At 71.3% G+C, this 15,288-nt stretch carries 13 protein-coding genes and 1 pseudogene; 6 read left to right on the forward strand and 8 right to left on the reverse strand.

Features of this window, described 5'->3' with window-relative positions:
• Positions 1-70 precede the first annotated feature (70 nt).
• On the forward strand, positions 71-2,800 hold the full coding sequence (gene pulA, locus AB0N81_RS30350; RefSeq protein WP_365363881.1) for a pullulanase-type alpha-1,6-glucosidase: 2,730 nt from the start codon (positions 71-73) through the stop codon (positions 2,798-2,800).
• Here pulA and AB0N81_RS30355 read toward each other — a convergent pair.
• Positions 2,787-3,788, reverse strand: a complete 1,002-nt coding sequence (locus tag AB0N81_RS30355; protein WP_365363931.1) for a chitinase — start codon at positions 3,786-3,788, stop codon at positions 2,787-2,789. The genes pulA and AB0N81_RS30355 overlap by 14 nt on opposite strands.
• 188 nt (positions 3,789-3,976) lie before the next feature.
• On the reverse strand, positions 3,977-4,432 hold the full coding sequence (locus AB0N81_RS30360; RefSeq protein ID WP_365363884.1) for an Lrp/AsnC family transcriptional regulator: 456 nt from the start codon (positions 4,430-4,432) through the stop codon (positions 3,977-3,979).
• Between the two features lie 141 nt (positions 4,433-4,573).
• Here AB0N81_RS30360 and AB0N81_RS30365 point away from each other — a divergent pair, with 141 nt between their 5' ends.
• Both AB0N81_RS30365 and aspA read left to right on the forward strand, forming a co-directional pair.
• The gene (locus AB0N81_RS30365; RefSeq protein WP_365363887.1) at positions 4,574-5,596 is read left to right on the forward strand and encodes an asparaginase; all 1,023 of its coding nucleotides are present in this window, start codon (positions 4,574-4,576) and stop codon (positions 5,594-5,596) included.
• Positions 5,597-5,702: 106 nt separating this feature from the next.
• The gene (aspA, locus tag AB0N81_RS30370) at positions 5,703-7,106 is read left to right on the forward strand and encodes an aspartate ammonia-lyase (RefSeq protein ID WP_365363890.1); all 1,404 of its coding nucleotides are present in this window, start codon (positions 5,703-5,705) and stop codon (positions 7,104-7,106) included.
• Between the two features lie 106 nt (positions 7,107-7,212).
• On the opposite strand, the gene AB0N81_RS30375 is transcribed toward aspA, so the two are convergent.
• The 5 genes from AB0N81_RS30375 to AB0N81_RS30395 all read right to left on the reverse strand — a co-directional run bounded on the left by AB0N81_RS30375 (position 7,213) and on the right by AB0N81_RS30395 (position 12,689).
• Positions 7,213-7,899 carry an HAD family phosphatase gene (locus tag AB0N81_RS30375; protein WP_365363893.1) on the reverse strand — a complete coding sequence of 229 codons (687 nt, stop codon included), beginning with the start codon at positions 7,897-7,899 and terminating at the stop codon, positions 7,213-7,215.
• A 26-nt stretch (positions 7,900-7,925) separates the two neighbouring features.
• Positions 7,926-8,408 (reverse strand): Lrp/AsnC family transcriptional regulator, encoded by a 483-nt coding sequence (locus tag AB0N81_RS30380; protein WP_365363895.1) that lies wholly within the window; start codon positions 8,406-8,408, stop codon positions 7,926-7,928.
• A 92-nt stretch (positions 8,409-8,500) separates the two neighbouring features.
• Positions 8,501-9,796, reverse strand: a complete 1,296-nt coding sequence (locus AB0N81_RS30385; protein WP_365363897.1) for a ricin-type beta-trefoil lectin domain protein — start codon at positions 9,794-9,796, stop codon at positions 8,501-8,503.
• Positions 9,797-9,904: 108 nt separating this feature from the next.
• Positions 9,905-11,425: an MFS transporter gene (locus tag AB0N81_RS30390; RefSeq protein WP_365363898.1), complete on the reverse strand. Its 1,521-nt coding sequence runs from the start codon at positions 11,423-11,425 to the stop codon at positions 9,905-9,907.
• An 88-nt stretch (positions 11,426-11,513) separates the two neighbouring features.
• Positions 11,514-12,689 carry an alpha-hydroxy-acid oxidizing protein gene (locus tag AB0N81_RS30395; RefSeq protein WP_365363900.1) on the reverse strand — a complete coding sequence of 392 codons (1,176 nt, stop codon included), beginning with the start codon at positions 12,687-12,689 and terminating at the stop codon, positions 11,514-11,516.
• Between the two features lie 220 nt (positions 12,690-12,909).
• On the opposite strand from AB0N81_RS30395, the gene AB0N81_RS30400 reads away from it, so the two are divergent.
• Positions 12,910-13,326 carry an ATP-binding protein gene (locus AB0N81_RS30400; RefSeq protein WP_365363902.1) on the forward strand — a complete coding sequence of 139 codons (417 nt, stop codon included), beginning with the start codon at positions 12,910-12,912 and terminating at the stop codon, positions 13,324-13,326.
• A 48-nt stretch (positions 13,327-13,374) separates the two neighbouring features.
• On the opposite strand, the gene AB0N81_RS30405 is transcribed toward AB0N81_RS30400, so the two are convergent.
• A complete protein-coding gene (locus AB0N81_RS30405; protein WP_365363904.1) occupies positions 13,375-13,977 on the reverse strand; it encodes a helix-turn-helix domain-containing protein in 603 nt (200 codons plus the stop codon).
• Between AB0N81_RS30405 and AB0N81_RS30410 the strand changes: the two are divergent.
• Together AB0N81_RS30410 and AB0N81_RS30415 are read left to right on the forward strand one after the other, a co-directional pair.
• Positions 13,949-14,185: pseudogene (locus AB0N81_RS30410) on the forward strand (alcohol dehydrogenase catalytic domain-containing protein); the annotation flags it as partial. The gene AB0N81_RS30405 and the pseudogene AB0N81_RS30410 overlap by 29 nt on opposite strands.
• Before the next feature lie 138 nt (positions 14,186-14,323).
• Complete coding sequence (locus tag AB0N81_RS30415; protein ID WP_365363906.1) at positions 14,324-15,277, forward strand: GNAT family N-acetyltransferase; 954 nt, start codon at positions 14,324-14,326, stop codon at positions 15,275-15,277.
• The last annotated feature ends 11 nt before the right edge of the window (positions 15,278-15,288 follow it).

Raw genomic sequence — 15,288 nt, forward strand, 5'->3', positions numbered from 1 at the left:
CGCCCGGCCCATCCTTGTCCCCGCTGCCGGGCGGCCGCACCTTCTTCCCCTGCCTCAAGGAGAGACTTTCGTGACCGGCTCCCCGTGCCGCACCGCCGTCACCGTGGCCCTCGCCCTGCTCGCCGCCGCCGTGCCCCTGACCGCGACGGCCACGGCTGTGCCGCTCGCCCCCTCGGCGCCGGCCGCCGCGGACGCGCGGGCCGACGCCATCGACTTGTCGAAGTCGCGGGCCCAGTGGATCGACCGGTCGACCCTCGCCTGGGACACCGGAACGGGCACCGTGCACGAACTTCTGTACGCGCCCCACGGCGGCCTCACGGTCGAGGACGGCGACATCGCCGGTGACACTGGTGGCGCGGCCCACCGACTGCGCCTCGCCCCGGTCGAGGGCGGCCTCACCGCGGCTCAGAAGGCCAAGTACCCGCACCTCAAGGGCTACGCCGCCTTCACCGTCGACCCGCGCGACCGCGACCGGATCCGCGCGGCCCTCACCGGCCAGCTCGTCGCCACAGGACGGGCCGCCGACGGCACCCTGCGCACCGCCACCGGAGTCCAGACCCAGGGCGTCCTCGACGACCTGTACAGCGAGGCCGCCACCAGGGCCACCCTCGGCCCCCGGTTCGCGCACGGCCGCGTCACCCTCGCCGCCTGGGCCCCCACCGCGCGGAGTGTCTCCCTCGACATCGGCGGCCGCACCGTACGCATGCACCGCGACCGCGCCTCCGGGGTCTGGTCGGCGACCGGTCCCGGGAGCTGGTCGGGCAAGTCCTACCGGTACGTCGTCAAGGTGTGGGCGCCGAGCGTCCGGAAGATCGTCACCAACAAGGTCACCGACCCCTACTCGACCGCCCTCACGGCCGACTCCGAGCGGAGCCTCGCCGTCGACCTCCGCGCCCCGGAGCTCGCCCCCAAGGGCTGGGCCACGCTCCGCAAACCGAAGGCGACGCCGCTGCGCGACGCGCAGATCCAGGAGCTGCACATCCGGGACTTCTCCGTCGAGGACCGCACATCGAACCACCCCGGCGAGTACCTCGCGTTCACCGACGAGAAGTCCGACGGCATGCGGCACCTGCGCCGCCTCGCCCGCTCCGGAACGTCGTACGTGCATCTGCTGCCCGCCTTCGACTTCGGCACCGTCCCCGAGCGCGAGGCCGGACGGACCACTCCCGACTGCGACCTCCCGGCCCTCGCCCCCGACTCCGACGAGCAGCAGGCGTGCGTCACCAAGAGCGCCGCCAAGGACGCGTACAACTGGGGCTACGACCCGCTGCACTACACCGTCCCGGAGGGCTCGTACGCGAGCGACCCCGACGGCACCCGGCGCACGGTCGAGTTCCGCAGGATGGTGCAGGCACTGAACGGCTCCGGCCTGCGCACGGTCATGGACGTCGTCTACAACCACACCGTCGCGAGCGGCCAGGCCGACAAGTCCGTCCTCGACAAGATCGTGCCCGGCTACTACCAGCGTCTGGAGGCCGACGGCACGGTCGCCACCTCCACCTGCTGCGCCAACACGGCGCCCGAGAACGCCATGATGGGCAAGCTGGTCGTCGACTCGATGGTCACCTGGGCCAGGGAGTACAAGGTCGACGGCTTCCGCTTCGACCTGATGGGGCACCATCCGAAGGCGAACATCCTGGCCGTCCGCAAGGCCCTCGACGCGCTGACCGTGGCGGAGGACGGCGTCGACGGGAAGGGCATAGTGCTGTACGGCGAGGGCTGGAACTTCGGCGAGGTCGCAGGCGACGCCCGCTTCGTCCAGGCCACCCAGGAGAACATGGCGGGAACCGGCGTCGCCACCTTCTCCGACCGCTCACGCGACGCGCTGCGCGGCGGCGGCCCCTTCGACGAGGACCCGGGAGTGCAGGGCTTCGCCAGCGGCCTGTACACCGACCCCAACTCCTCTAAGGCGAACGGCACTCCGGCCGAGCAGAAGGCCCGCCTCCTGCACTACCAGGACCTCATCAAGGTCGGCCTCTCCGGAAACCTCGCCGACTTCACCTTCACCGACTCGGCGGGCCGCACGGTCAAGGGTGCGGACGTCGACTACAACGGCGCCCCGGCCGGATACGCGGCGGCCCCCGGCGACGCCCTCTCCTACGCCGACGCGCACGACAACGAATCGCTCTACGACACGCTCGCCTTCAAGCTGCCCAAGAACACGCCGACGGCCGCGCGCGCCCGCATGCAGCTTCTCGCGATGGCCACGGCCTCGCTCTCCCAGGGCCCGGCGCTCTCCCAGGCAGGCACGGACTTGCTGCGCTCGAAGTCCCTGGACCGCAACTCCTTCGACAGCGGCGACTGGTTCAACGCGATCCACTGGAACTGCCGCGCGGGCAACGGCTTCGGCCGCGGTCTTCCCCCGGCCGCCGACAACAAGGCGAAGTGGCCCTACGCGAAGCCCTTGTTGTCGTCCGCGGCCACGCTGACCCCCGGCTGCTCGGAGATCAACGACACGTCGGCCGCGTACCGCGACCTCCTGAGGATCCGCACCACCGAACCCGCCTTCTCCCTCGCCACGGCCGGCCAGGTCCAGTCGGCGCTGTCCTTCCCGCTCTCAGGCACCCCGGCCGAGACACCGGGCGTCATCACCATGAAGCTCGGCGACCTCGTGCTCGTGTTCAACGCGAGCCCCGAGACGCAGCGGCAGCGCGTGAAGGCGACCGAGGGTATCCGGTACTCCCTGCACCCGATACAGGCCACCGGTGCCGACCGGACCGTCAAGTCGTCGACGCACGAGAGGAGTTCGGGGGCCTTCACCGTCCCGGCGCGGTCGGTCGCGGTCTTCAAGCGCGGGTGAGCCGCTTGAAGTTGTCCCCGAAGGTCCAGCCCTTCGACCCGTCCCAGTTGATCGACCAGGTCATCAGGCCCTTCAGGGCGCCGTTGTAGTGGTTCCAGGCCTGGGCGACGAGGCTCGGGGACATGTAGCCGCCGCCGGCGCCCGGCTGAGCGGGGAGGCCCGGGACCTGCTTGTCGTAGGGGACCTTGATGGTCGTGCCCTGGATGGTCAGGCCCTTGTTGAGACAGTCGGTCTGGGCGGTGAAGCCCTGGACGGTGCCCGCGGAGTAGGAGTCGCCGGAGCACCCGTACATGCTGCCGTTGTAGTACTGCATGTTCAGCCACCACAGGCGGCCGTTGTCCGCGTACTTCTTGATGATCGGCAGGTACGCGCCCCAGATCGAGCCGTAGACGACGCTGCCCCCGGTGACGTACGCCGTCTCCGGGGCCATCGTCAGGCCGAAGCCCGCGGGCATCCTGGCGAGCACGCCGTCGATGATGCGGACGAGGTTGGACTGCGAGGCGGAGAGCTGGTTGATGTTGCCGCTGCCCACCAGGCCGGTCTCGATGTCGATGTCGATGCCGTCGAAGTTGTACTTCTTCAGGATCGGCACGATCGTCTCGACGAAGCGGTCGGCGACGTTGCTGGAGTTCAGGTCGATTCCGGCCGTCGCACCGCCGATGGACATCAGGATCGTGGCGCCTTCCGCCTTCGCCCGGCACATCTCCGCCGGCGTCGCGACCTTCACCGTCGAGTCCATGCCGTCCTCCCACAGGACGGTGCCGTCGGAGCGGATCACAGGGAAGGCCGCGTTGATCACGTTGTAGCCGTGCTCGCGGATGCGGGAGTCGGTGATCGGGGTCCAGCCGAAGGGCGGGTGCACGCCGTTGGCCGCGCCGTCCCAGTTCTCCCAGTACCCCTGGAGGACCTTGCCCGTGGGCTTCGGCTTGACGGCGCAGGTGTCGGCCCGGGGGGAGGCCGGGTCCGGGGCGGCCGCGGCGGCCGGCAGCTGTGCGACACAGACCAGTGCCAGGGCGGACCCCAGCAGGCGTAACGTCCGACCGATCACGCTGTGCTCCCTGGGTGCGGTGGGGGGCTGGGAGACGTGCCTCGTGCGGTGCGTCAACCTAGGCTGGACCAGACCAGTCGTCAATAGGTCTGTACCAAAGCGGGGGTGCGGAGCGGGACCGGCTGCGCTCAGGCGTTCACCGGCAGGCCCTGCGGTTCCTTGATTCGCTTCATGATGATCTGGGAGTTGACCTCGGTGACTCCCGCCAGTGCCGTCAGCCGCTCGATCCAGAGGCGCTCGTACGCGGCCAGGTCCGCGACGGCGATGCGCAGCAGGCAGCCGGGGCTCCCGAACAGGCGGTACGCCTCGATCACGTCCGGGATGTCCCGGAGTGCCGCCTCGAACGCCTCGACCGTCTCGCGGTCGCGCCGCACCTCGATGGAGACGAGCACCTCGAACCCCCGCCCGACCGCCTCCGGGTCGACCACGGCGCGGTACCCCTGGATCACGCCGTCCAGCTCCAGCTGGCGCACCCGCCGCATGCACGGTGACGCGCTGAGGCCGACCCGCGCGGCCAGCTCCTGATTGGTTAGCCGCCCGTCGCTCTGCAGCTCGCGCAAGATATTGCGGTCGATGTCATCCATGGCGCAATTATCCACCACTCATATTGCAAACAGCCCGGATGTCGGCAAACACATTGCGTGATGTTCGAACTATCCTTGCGCCGAGGCTGCCCACCACTCAGGGGGCTGACGGTCCTCAGCATCCCTGGGAGGTAAGCAGACGTGGAAGCACAGGCGCGACGGATCGTCGTCATCAGCACCGGCGGGACCATCGCGAGCCGCTGGCAGGGCACCGGCTTCGCCGCCGACGCCCCCGGCCGGGAGGTGCTCGCCACGGCCGCGATACCCCACGGCATACGCTCCGAGGTCATCGACCTGTTCAACGTGAACAGCCCCCGCCTGACCTCCGCCCAGCAGCTCACCCTGCTGCGCACCGTGCGCGAGGTGTTCGCCGATCCCGGCGTCGACGGCATCGTCGTCACCCACGGCACGGACACCCTGGAGGAGTCCGCCTACCTCCTCGACCTGCACCACGACGACCCCCGCCCGGTGGTCTTCACCGGCGCGCAGAAGCCCCTCGGCGCCGAGGACGGCGACGGACCCGGCAATCTGTACGACGCGCTGCTCACCGCCGCGACCGTGCGCGACCTCGGCGTGCTGGTCGTCTTCGACGGCAAGGTGCACGCCGCACGCGGCACGGTGAAGACGCAGACCCTCGCCGCCGACGCCTTCGCCGACCCGTCCCGGCCGCCCGTCGGCAAGGTGGGCTTCGGCAAGGTCTCGGTCCTCAACCGCCCGGCGCGCCCCGAGCCGCTGCCGATGCCGGCGGAGCTGCCCACCGGGTCCCTGCCGCGCATCGACATGGTCATGCACCACGTCGACGCCGACCCGCTGTTCCTGGAGACGGCTGTCGAGGCGGGCGCCGAGGGCATCGTGCTCGTCGCCACCGGGGCGGGCAACGCGACACCCGAGTTCGTCGCCGCTGTCACCGCCGCCATCGAGCGGGGCGTCGTCATCGCCCTCACCACCCGCGTCCCCGCCGGTCCCGTCACCGAGATCTACACGCACGGCGGCGCGGTCGACCTCTCGGCCGCCGGTGCGGTGCTGACCGGCACGTTGCGTGCGGGTCAGGCCCGTACCGCGCTCCTCGCCGCGCTGCTCTCGGCCTCCGGCCCGGCCGAGCGGACGGCTCAGCTGCGCCGCATCGTCGGTGAGCCGGCGACCGTCGCCGACCAGGCCGCCTGAGGCGTCCGCCTCGGCAGACCGATGACAATTCTGCGGGCCGCATGTGGCTGGTCGCGCAGTTCCCCGCGCCCCTTACGGGGCCGCCTCGCCCCGGAAGAGAACCATCATGACCCCCGCCCCCGCCCTCCGCCGCGAGCACGATCTGCTCGGTGACCGGGACGTGCCCGCCGACGCCTACTGGGGCATCCACTCCCTGCGCGCCACGGAGAACTTCCCCATCACGGGCATCCCGATCTCCGTGTACCCGCAGCTGATCGACGCCCTCGCCGCAGTCAAGGAGGCCGCCGCGCGCGCCAACGAAGAGCTGGGGCTGCTCCCGAAGGCCAAGGCCGACGCGATCGCCGCCGCCTGCCGGGAGATCCGGGCGGGGCGTCTGCACGACCAGTTCGTCGTCGACGTCATCCAGGGCGGCGCGGGCACCTCCACCAACATGAACGCCAACGAGGTCGTCGCCAACCGCGCGCTTGAACTCCTCGGGCACCCCAAGGGCGCGTACGAGCACCTGCACCCCAACGAGGACGTCAACCTCAGCCAGTCCACCAACGACGTCTACCCGACCGCCGTGAAGGTCGCGACGGTCAGCGCGGTCCACGGACTGCTGCGCGCGATGTCGGTGGCGCAGGACGCGTTCGCGGCGAAGGCCCTGGAGTTCCGGGACGTCCTGAAGATGGGGCGCACGCAGCTCCAGGACGCCGTGCCGATGACGCTCGGCCAGGAGTTCTCCGCGTACGCCGTGATGATCGACGAGGACCGCATGCGGCTCGCCGAGGCGGTCGAGCTGATCCACGAGATCAACCTCGGCGCCACCGCCATCGGCACGGGCCTCAACGCCCCCGCCGGTTACGCCGAGACGGCCCGCCGCCACCTCGCCGAGATCACCGGCATGCCGCTGGTGACGGCCGCCAACCTGGTCGAGGCCACGCAGGACTGCGGTGCCTTCGTGCATCTGTCCGGCGTCCTGAAGCGGATCGCGGTGAAGCTCTCCAAGAGCTGCAACGACCTGCGGCTCCTCTCGTCGGGCCCGCGCGCGGGCCTCAACGAGATCAACCTGCCGCCGGTACAGGCCGGTTCGAGCATCATGCCGGGCAAGGTCAACCCCGTCATTCCCGAGGTCGTCAACCAGGTCGCCTTCGAGGTGATCGGCAACGACGTCACCATCACCATGGCGGCCGAGGCGGGCCAGCTCCAGCTCAACGCCTTCGAGCCGGTCATCCTGCACTCGCTCGCGAAGAGCATCACCTCGCTGCGCCAGGCCTGCCTGACGCTCGCCGAGCGGTGCGTGGAAGGCATCACCGCCAACACGGACGTGCTGCGGCACTCCGTGGAGACGTCCATCGGGCTGGTCACCGCGCTCAATCCCCACATCGGCTACACCGCCGCCACGGAGATCGCGCGGGAGGCCCTCGCCACGGGGCGGGGCGTCGCCGAACTGGTCCTGGAGAAGGGCCTGTTGCCGCCGGAGCGGCTGGCGGAACTGCTCACCCCCGAGCGGGTGGCCGGCGCGGCCTGAACGAAGGGGGCCGGTTCTCTGCTGCGGGGCCGCGTGCGGCTGGGCGCGCCCCTAAGGGGCGCGGGGAACTGCGCGACCAGGCCACGTCGAGCCGCAGAGAGACGGCTCAGCGACCAGATGTCAGAACGTCCAGGGCCGCCTGAGCGGTGAACTCTGCGTGGCCGCCGGGGAACAAGAAGTCCGCCTCGGTGAAGGCGTCACCGGTGGCGTGCGCGGCGACGTACGGGATCGCCACACACCGCATCCCGGCCGCCCGCGCCGCCAGCGCGCCCGGCGCCGCGTCCTCGAAGACCACACAGTCCGAGGGGTCCGCGCCCAGCAGCTCGGCCGCCGCGAGGAACACGTCCGGCGCGGGCTTGCCGCGCGGGACCTCCTCGGCGGAGACGAGCGTCGTCAGCCAGGCGTCCAGGCCCGTGCCCGCCAGGATGGCCTCGATGGCCGCGCGGGAGGACCCGGACGCCACCGCCATCGGCACGCCCGCCTCGTGGAGCCGTTCGACGAGCTTGCGCATCTCCGGGTACACGGGCGTACTGGCGCGGGCCAGCGCCAGATAGCGGCGGTCGAGGTCGGCGAGCAGTTCCGCCACCGACGCGTCGATCCCGTACTCCGTACGCCACAGCGCGAGCGTCTCGACGGAGCTGATGCCGACGTACTGCTCGTTGTCGGCCCAGGTGTACTCCCGGCCCGTGAAGTCGGCGAGCAGCGCCCGCGAGGCTTCGTAGTAGTTGGGCTCGCTGTCCACGAGGGTGCCGTCGAGGTCGAAGACGACCGAGGTCCTGCCGAAGGTACTCATGACCTCCAGCATGCCAAACGGCCAGGTCACCCCTGTCCGGTGGTCGATCTGCCGACCGACTCGACGAGCGGGAGCAGGCGGTGCGGCACCCGCTCCCGCAGCGCCATCTCCGTACGCGTGCGCACCACGCCAGGCAGGTTGATCAGCTGCTGGATGACGTCCTCCAGGTGCCCGTTGTCCCGCGCCGCGACCCGCGTCAGCAGGTCGCCGCCGCCCGTGATCGAGTGCGCCTCGATGATCTCGGGCACGGCGGCGAGCGCGTCCCCCACCTCGTCCAGATGCCCCTGGGTGACCTCGATGTGGACGAAGGCGAGGACGGGGTGGCCGAGCGCCGCGGGGGAGAGGAACGGGCCGGTGCCGGTGATCACGCCGTCCCGCTCCATGCGGTCGAGCCTGGCTTGCAGGGTGCCGCGGGCGATCCCGAGGACGCGCGCGTACTCGCGCAGGCTGGTGCGGGGCTGTTCGAGGAGCAGCCGCAGGATGCGGGTGTCGAGTTCGTCGACGGCCATGGTGCGAGGTTCTCCCAGGTGGGCGGGGCTGATCGCTGGTGACTGTAGCCGCTTCGGCCGCCCCCGCGGACGCGCCCGCCCGCCCCGGCGTGCTACTTGGGCGTGACCCAGATCTGCCGCTTGTACGTGTTCGCCGCGTACAGCTGCACCTTCGTGCCGTTGGCGGTGGAGCCGCCCTTCACGTCGAGGACCTTGCCGGACGCGACGTGCACGATCTGGCCCTTGGCATTCACCGACCACCGCTGCGAAGCGCCGCCGTGACAGTCGGAGAGGGTGATCTTGTTGCCGTTGGTGCTCGCGTTGCGGTGGTTGTCCAGGCACTTGCCCAGCGCGCGGAACGTGCCGTCCTTCTGGAGTATCCACGACTGCGCCACGCCGTTGTTGCAGGTGTAGATCTGGATCTGTGTGCCGTTGGCGGCCTTGCCGCCCTTGACGTCGAGGCACTTGCGGCCGATGCCGGTCACCTTGCCCTGCGGGGGCGGCGCCGCGCCGCCGCCGCGCGCCAGGTGGCGCAGGCCCTGCATGTCGAACTGCTGGACGTAGGTGCCCGCGCGCTTGTCCTGGTAGGCGTTGGTGGGCGTGCACATCACCGGGAACTGGCCGGAGTCGGTGCCCTTGACGCAGTCGCCGCGCGCCGCGCTGCGGTTGGCGTGCGCGAGGCCCATGGTGTGCCCGAGCTCGTGGCTGATGTGGTTGCGCAGATAGGTCGCGCCCATGGACGGGGCGGGCTTCCCGTCGGCGGTGAAGAACTCGTCGTCGATGTACGCGTGCCCGCTGGTCACCGTGTCGGCGACGGACGAGACGTAGAAGCCGCAGCTCAGGTTCTTGCTGCCCGAGCCGTCACGGACCACCTTCCAGCCCGACGGGCCGCCGTCGGCCGGCGGGACGCAGGGACGCCGCAGGAGGCCGACGACGATCTCGCCCCTCGGCCGGACGTAGTCCCAGCCGACCGGCCGCGTGTCGACGGACACGGGCAGCGTGGTGACCCGCTGGAGGTCCGCGGCGGACTTCTTCACATAAGGGGCGAGCCAGTCCGCGGCCCTCTTGTCGTAGAACTTGATGGTGTAGCCGGTGCCGAGGTACTTGGACGCGCCGCCCGACTTCCAGCCGACGCCGTGCGGGGCCGCCGCGCGCTTCGAGGGCGCCGCGGCCGCCCGTGGCGCCGGGCCCAGTGACATGACGCCGTCCTCGAAGGACGTCCCGTCCGTGCGGGACACGCCGAAGTCGTTCGTCGCGGCGGCCGGGCGCCCGGCCGCAGGCTTCTCGTCGCCGCCCGTGCCGAACGCCGCGGGCGACAGCTGGACGCCCGCCACGACGGCCGCCGCGGCACCCACGACGGCCATCGTCATGCGGCGCCTGCGCGCGCCGCGCTTCCGTACGGAACTCAAGTCCCCGTTGTCCTCTCAGTGACTCACCGGCCCGGTGAGCCGGACCTGGCCCACCGGGCTGAAGAGATGATAGGGGTGAAGTGAGGGACGCGAGTGGCCAGTTGGGCGTCAGTGCGCGTCCTCCGTCGGACGCAGGCCCTTGGGGATCTTCGCCCAGGTGAGCGCCGCGGCGGCGAGCGGCAGCGCGGCCGCCATCAGGAACGTCGGCGTCATTCCGGAGGTGAACGCGTCGGCGGCCCGCGTCAGCAGGGTGGCGCCGGCCGGACCCGTGAGGTCGGAGGCCACTCGCGCCGCCTCGCCGATCGAGTCGCTCACGGCCGCCGAGGTGTCGGCGGGCAGGCCCAGTTCGGGCAGGTTCACGCGGTACAGGGCGGTGGCGACACTGCCGAGGACGGCCACGCCCATCGCGGCACCGAGTTCGTAGCAGGTCTCCTCGACGGCCGCGGCGCCACTGACGTCCTTGGCCGGGGTGGCGGCCATCAGCGTCACGGAGGCGGCGGTCGTCGCGATGCCGACGCCGCAGCCGAGCACCGCGAGCGCGACGGCGATCTCGCCGTAGCCGAGCGGCCCCGACAGCTGGAGCAGCCACGGCAGGGCGAGCCCGGCCGTCATCACCAGCAGACCGCCGCCCATGACGTGCCGGATCGGCAGCCGGTGCATCAGTGCCGGGGTGACCAGCGACGTCAGGACCAGGCCCAGCGGGGCCGGCAGCAGCCGGACGCCCGCCTCCGGGGGCGTGTACCCCTGCCCGTACTGGAACCACTGGGTGATGAGGAAGAGCGCCGAGCCCAGCGCGATCATGCCGAGGAAGATCGCGGCCGCGGCGATGGCGAAGGGCCGGGAGGTGAAGAGGCGTACCCGCAGCAGCGGGTGGTCCAGGCGCAGCTGGCGGCGGACGAAGACGGTGAGCGTCACCGCGGCCAGGGCGAGCAGTGCCCAGGCCATCGGATCGGCCGGGCCGCCCTTGCCGAGCTGCTTGACGCCGCCCGCGAGGGCGAGCATGCCGACGACGGACTGGCCGACGCCCCACCAGTCCCAGCGGCCGTCCCTGGGCTGACGCGACTCGGGCAGGATCCACAGGCCGAGCGCGATGACGACCAGTGCGACGGGGATGTTGACCAGGAACGCGGACTGCCAGCCGTCGTGCTCGACCAGCAGGCCGCCGATGACCGGGCCGAGCGCCATGCCGCCACCGAAGACGGCCGACCAGACCGCGTAGGCGAGAGCGCGTTCGCGGGCGTCGGTGAAGACCTTCCGCAGGATCGACAGGGTGGCCGGCATGATCGCCGCGCCGCCCGCGCCGAGCAGCGCGCGGGCCGCGATGACTTGCCAGGCGGCGGTCGCGAAGACGGCGAGCAGCGAGGCGAGCGCGAAGACGCCGAAGCCGATCAGGAGCAGCCGCTTGCGGCCCCAGCGGTCACCGAGGGCGCCCGCGGTCACGAGGAGCCCGGAGAGCACGAGGGCGTAGATGTCGATGATCCACAGCTGCTGCACGGAGCTGGGCCGCAGATCGGCGACCAGGGACGGGAAGGCGACGTTCAGGATCGTGGTGTCCATGGCGATCAGCAGGAGGCTGCCGGAGAGGATCGCGAGGACGGCCCAGCGCCGTGGATCACGTTGCGGGGTCATGTGGGGTAACACCTCAGTTCCGAATGAGACATCAATGTCTCACACGGAACGTACAAGTGTCCATTGAGTCACCCTGTGACCCCGACGGTCACCTCACGTGCTGGAGCGCCTCCGGCGTGAGATCGGCCAGGGTCGGGTAGCCGTCCACGGCCATGAGCAGATCGGCCTCCGCGAGGAGCGAGCGCAGCACGTGCGTGACACCGTCGGCCCCGCCGATGCCGAGGCCGTACGCGTAGGGGCGGCCCACGCCGACGGCGGTGGCGCCGAGCGCGACGGCCTTGACGATGTCCGCGCCGCTGCGCACCCCCGAGTCGAAGAGAACGGGCAGCCCGTCGGCCGCCTCGACGACCCCGGGCAGCACGTCGAGGGCGGGAAGCCCGCCGTTGGCCTGGCGGCCGCCGTGGTTGGAGCAGTAGACGCCGTCCACCCCGCCGTCCCTGGCGCGGCGCACGTCCTCGGGGTGGCACAGGCCCTTCACGATCAGCGGCAGGGAGGTCAGGGAGCGCAGCCACGGCAGGTCGTCCCAGGTCAGCGGATTACCGAAGACCCGCACCCACTGGAACACCGCCGACTGCATGTCCTGCTCGGGATCGGCGGGCAGCTGGGCGCGGAAGACCGGGTCGCTCGTGTAGTTGGCCAGACAGTGGCCGCGCAGCTGGGGGAAGTTGGAGGTGCTCAGGTCGCGCGGGCGCCATCCGCTGATCCAGGTGTCCATGGTCACGACGATCCCCTTGAAGCCGGCCTTCTCCGCCCGGTGCACCAGGCTCTCGGCGAGTGCGCGGTCGGTCGGCGTGTACAGCTGGAAGAAGCCGGGCGTCTCGCCGAGCTCGGCCGCCACCGCCTCCATCGGGTCCTCGGACAGCGTGGAGGCGATCATCGGGACACCGGTCCGCGCGGCCGCCCGCGCCGTCGCGAGATCCCCGTGCCCGTCCTGCGTGCAGATGCCGAGGACCCCGACGGGCGCCATGAACAGGGGCGAGGGCAGCCGCATGCCGAACAGGTCGACGGACAGGTCGCGCTGTGCGGCGCCGACGAACATGCGCGGTATCAGCCCCAAGCACTCGAAGGCGGTGACGTTGGCGTTCTGCGTGTGCTCGTCACCCGCGCCCCCTGCGACGTACGACACGACCGAAGGCGGCATCGCGGCATGGGCGCGTGCCTCCAACTCCGCGTATGTCATCGGGTACTTGGGCACGATCCCGCGCAGACCGTCGAGGTAGATCTCGTCCTGGTAGTCCTTGTAGGGGCGGGGAGTCGGGTTCATGGGCGGCCTTTCCCGGTACGGAGGACGGCCGTTCAGTCTGGTTCGAAGCTGATGTCAACGTCAATGTGTGACGAGGGAAGCGGTCACGGGCGGATTGGGGATCAGCGGGCGGGGGCATCACCGAGGGGCAGGACCGGTCGCGCACCACGCGTCGCGACCCCGGTGGCGACGTCGATCGCGGGTGGACGCCGGTTTGTTACAGGGAGGGGAGTGAGCTGTCATGCGTGCGCACCAGCGCGCCCAGCGGTCCACGGAACGGGTGGAGTACGCGCTGCCGCAGGAGCCCGCGTCGGCGGGCCGGGCACGGAGACTGACCTCCGGGTTCCTCGCCGGGTCCCGGCGCCGCAAGAGCGAGGTGGACGCCGAGCGGGTGGACGACGCGACGCTGGTCGTCTCCGAGCTCGTGTCCAACGCGCTGCGGCACACGGACGGCGGCTGCCGTCTGCGGGTGCAGGTGTCCGGCGGCCGGGTGACCGTCGAGGTCACCGACGCCAGCCCCGAGCGGCCACGGGTCCGCGGGCACAGCACCGACAGGGAGAGCGGACGCGGCCTCGCGATGGTCCGGCTGCTCGCCCACCGCCTGGAGGTCGTGGGCACCCACCGCGGCGGCAAGACGGTACGAGCAGTACTGGCCTGAACCTCGCACCGCCGCAATCCCAGGCTTACGAACCTTCAGTTGCGGGGCCTACGGCGTGCCGGGGTGTGGTGCCGGGGGCAGTGGGGCGGGGGCTTTCGTCTCCGGGGTGGCGCGGAATGCCTCGATCATGTAGGCGGCGAAGCGTCGGGAGGCCGTGAGCCGGGCGGCGCGCGGGGCGTCCTGGAGGCCCCGATGGGCCGTGAGCATGAGGATCAGGTCGTCGACGACGAAGCCGGGGCGGAGCCGGCCGGTCTGCTGGGCGCGGCGCGCCAGTTCACCGACCGCGCGCAGCGTCTGCTCCCGGTCGGCGGTGAAGTCCATGGCCTCGGGGAAGGCCGTCATGAAGGCGTCGGCGAACCCCCTGCTGTGCGCGTGGAGTTCGCAGATCTGCTCGACCAGGCGCTGGAAGCCGTGCCACGCGTCCGAGTCCGCGAGGGCGTCGCGGACGGCGGCATGGCACTCCCGCCGCTGCTCGGCGAAGGTCTCCACGATCAGTGCCTGCTTGGTGGGGAAGTGCCGGTACAGCGTGGCGGGGCCGACGCCCGCGTGCCGGGCGACCTCGCGCACGGGCGCGCTCAGACCCTTCTCGCCGAAGACCGCGCGGGCGGCGTCCAGGACGCGGATCCGGTTGTCGCGGGCGTCGGAGCGCACGGTCGATGTTCCCCCGCCCGTTCCCGCCCCGGGGCAGGTGCGGATCGCCACGGAGGCGGTCGGGGTGGGCGGCGTGGACGCCGTGATCCGCCGGGGAGCGCTTGCCGGCCACGGCTTTCGGGAGGGCCATCTCCTCGGCAGCGAGGTCGCGGGGACGGTCACCGCGGTGGGAGAGGGGGTGGACGCCTCGTGGGCCGGGCGGCGGGTGTGAGTAATGGCAGACCCCGTGCCGAGCAACGCCGGGGTGCACACGCGGCGTCAGGTACTCGTACGAGATGGATGGCGCCCGCCCCCCCGGGTAAAAAATCCGTTGTGGTCCGGGCACCCGCCCCCGGACAGTGGACGCATGACGACGTCCCTCGAGCCGCCTCCCGGCCTGACCGTGCGCCCGGCGACGCTGAATGACGCGGCGGCCGTGTGCGAGCTGCTCAATGCGGTCGACCTGTTGGAGATCGGCCGAGCCGACACCGAACAGGACGAGATCCAGGCCGACTTGAAGCACCCCGAGGTGGACCTGGAGCGGGACTCCTGGCTGCTGTTCGACGGCGACCTGCTCGTGGGGTACGCGCTGCTGTGGGACGACTCCGGCGGTGAGCGGATCGACGTCGACCACTACGTCCTGCCCGGCCGCCCCGAAGGCTCCCTGCACCTGTTCGACCTGATGGAGCGCCGCGCCGTGGAACGGGCCGCGGCCAACGGCGCGGCCCGTGCGGTGGTGCATCTGCACCTCAACACCGCACCCACCACGGACCCGGACGCGCTGCGCGCACGGGGCTGGCGCACCGTGCGCCGCTACAACGTGATGGAGCGTCAACTGGACCCCGCCGCCGATCTGTTGACCGCCGCGCCGCCCGGCGTGACGCTGCGCCCCTGCCTGGCCGAAGAGGACCGCAGGCGCGCGCACGACCTGCTCCAGAAGTGCTTCACGGAGCACTTCGACCACCAGCCGCGCACCTACGCGCAGTGGCTGGACGACATCGACGCCGGGCGAGCCGACTGGTCACTGATCTGGGTCGCCCACGTCGAAGGCGTCGGCGACGCCGCCGTGCTGCGTACCCACAACGACCGGGTGTCGATGGGCTGGATAGGCAACCTCGGCGTCCTGGCCGAGGCCCGCGGGCGCGGTCTCGGCAGCCACCTCCTGCGCCACGCCTTCGGGCACTACGCGGCGCTGGGCCGCGACCGCATCGGCCTCGGCGTGGACACCGACAACAGCAGCGGCGCGCTCGCCCTGTACGAACGGCACGGCATGACGCTCGACTACGCGGTCGACACCTGGGAAATGATCCGCCCGGTCTGAGGCCTCCGACG

Origin of the sequence: Streptomyces sp. NPDC093510, assembly GCF_040683555.1 — a bacterium.
Taxonomy (GTDB): domain Bacteria; phylum Actinomycetota; class Actinomycetes; order Streptomycetales; family Streptomycetaceae; genus Streptomyces.

Excerpts from the sequence above, each read along its gene's own strand:
- AB0N81_RS30360 (WP_365363884.1), bottom strand. The coding sequence starts at position 4,432 with ATGGATGACATCGACCGCAATATCTTGCGCGAGCTGCAGAGCGACGGG.
- aspA (WP_365363890.1), top strand. The coding sequence starts at position 5,703 with ATGACCCCCGCCCCCGCCCTCCGCCGCGAGCACGATCTGCTCGGTGAC.
- AB0N81_RS30375 (WP_365363893.1), bottom strand. The coding sequence starts at position 7,899 with ATGAGTACCTTCGGCAGGACCTCGGTCGTCTTCGACCTCGACGGCACC.
- AB0N81_RS30380 (WP_365363895.1), bottom strand. The coding sequence starts at position 8,408 with ATGGCCGTCGACGAACTCGACACCCGCATCCTGCGGCTGCTCCTCGAA.
- AB0N81_RS30390 (WP_365363898.1), bottom strand. The coding sequence starts at position 11,425 with ATGACCCCGCAACGTGATCCACGGCGCTGGGCCGTCCTCGCGATCCTC.
- AB0N81_RS30395 (WP_365363900.1), bottom strand. The coding sequence starts at position 12,689 with ATGAACCCGACTCCCCGCCCCTACAAGGACTACCAGGACGAGATCTAC.
- AB0N81_RS30400 (WP_365363902.1), top strand. The coding sequence starts at position 12,910 with ATGCGTGCGCACCAGCGCGCCCAGCGGTCCACGGAACGGGTGGAGTAC.
- AB0N81_RS30415 (WP_365363906.1), top strand. The coding sequence starts at position 14,324 with ATGACGACGTCCCTCGAGCCGCCTCCCGGCCTGACCGTGCGCCCGGCG.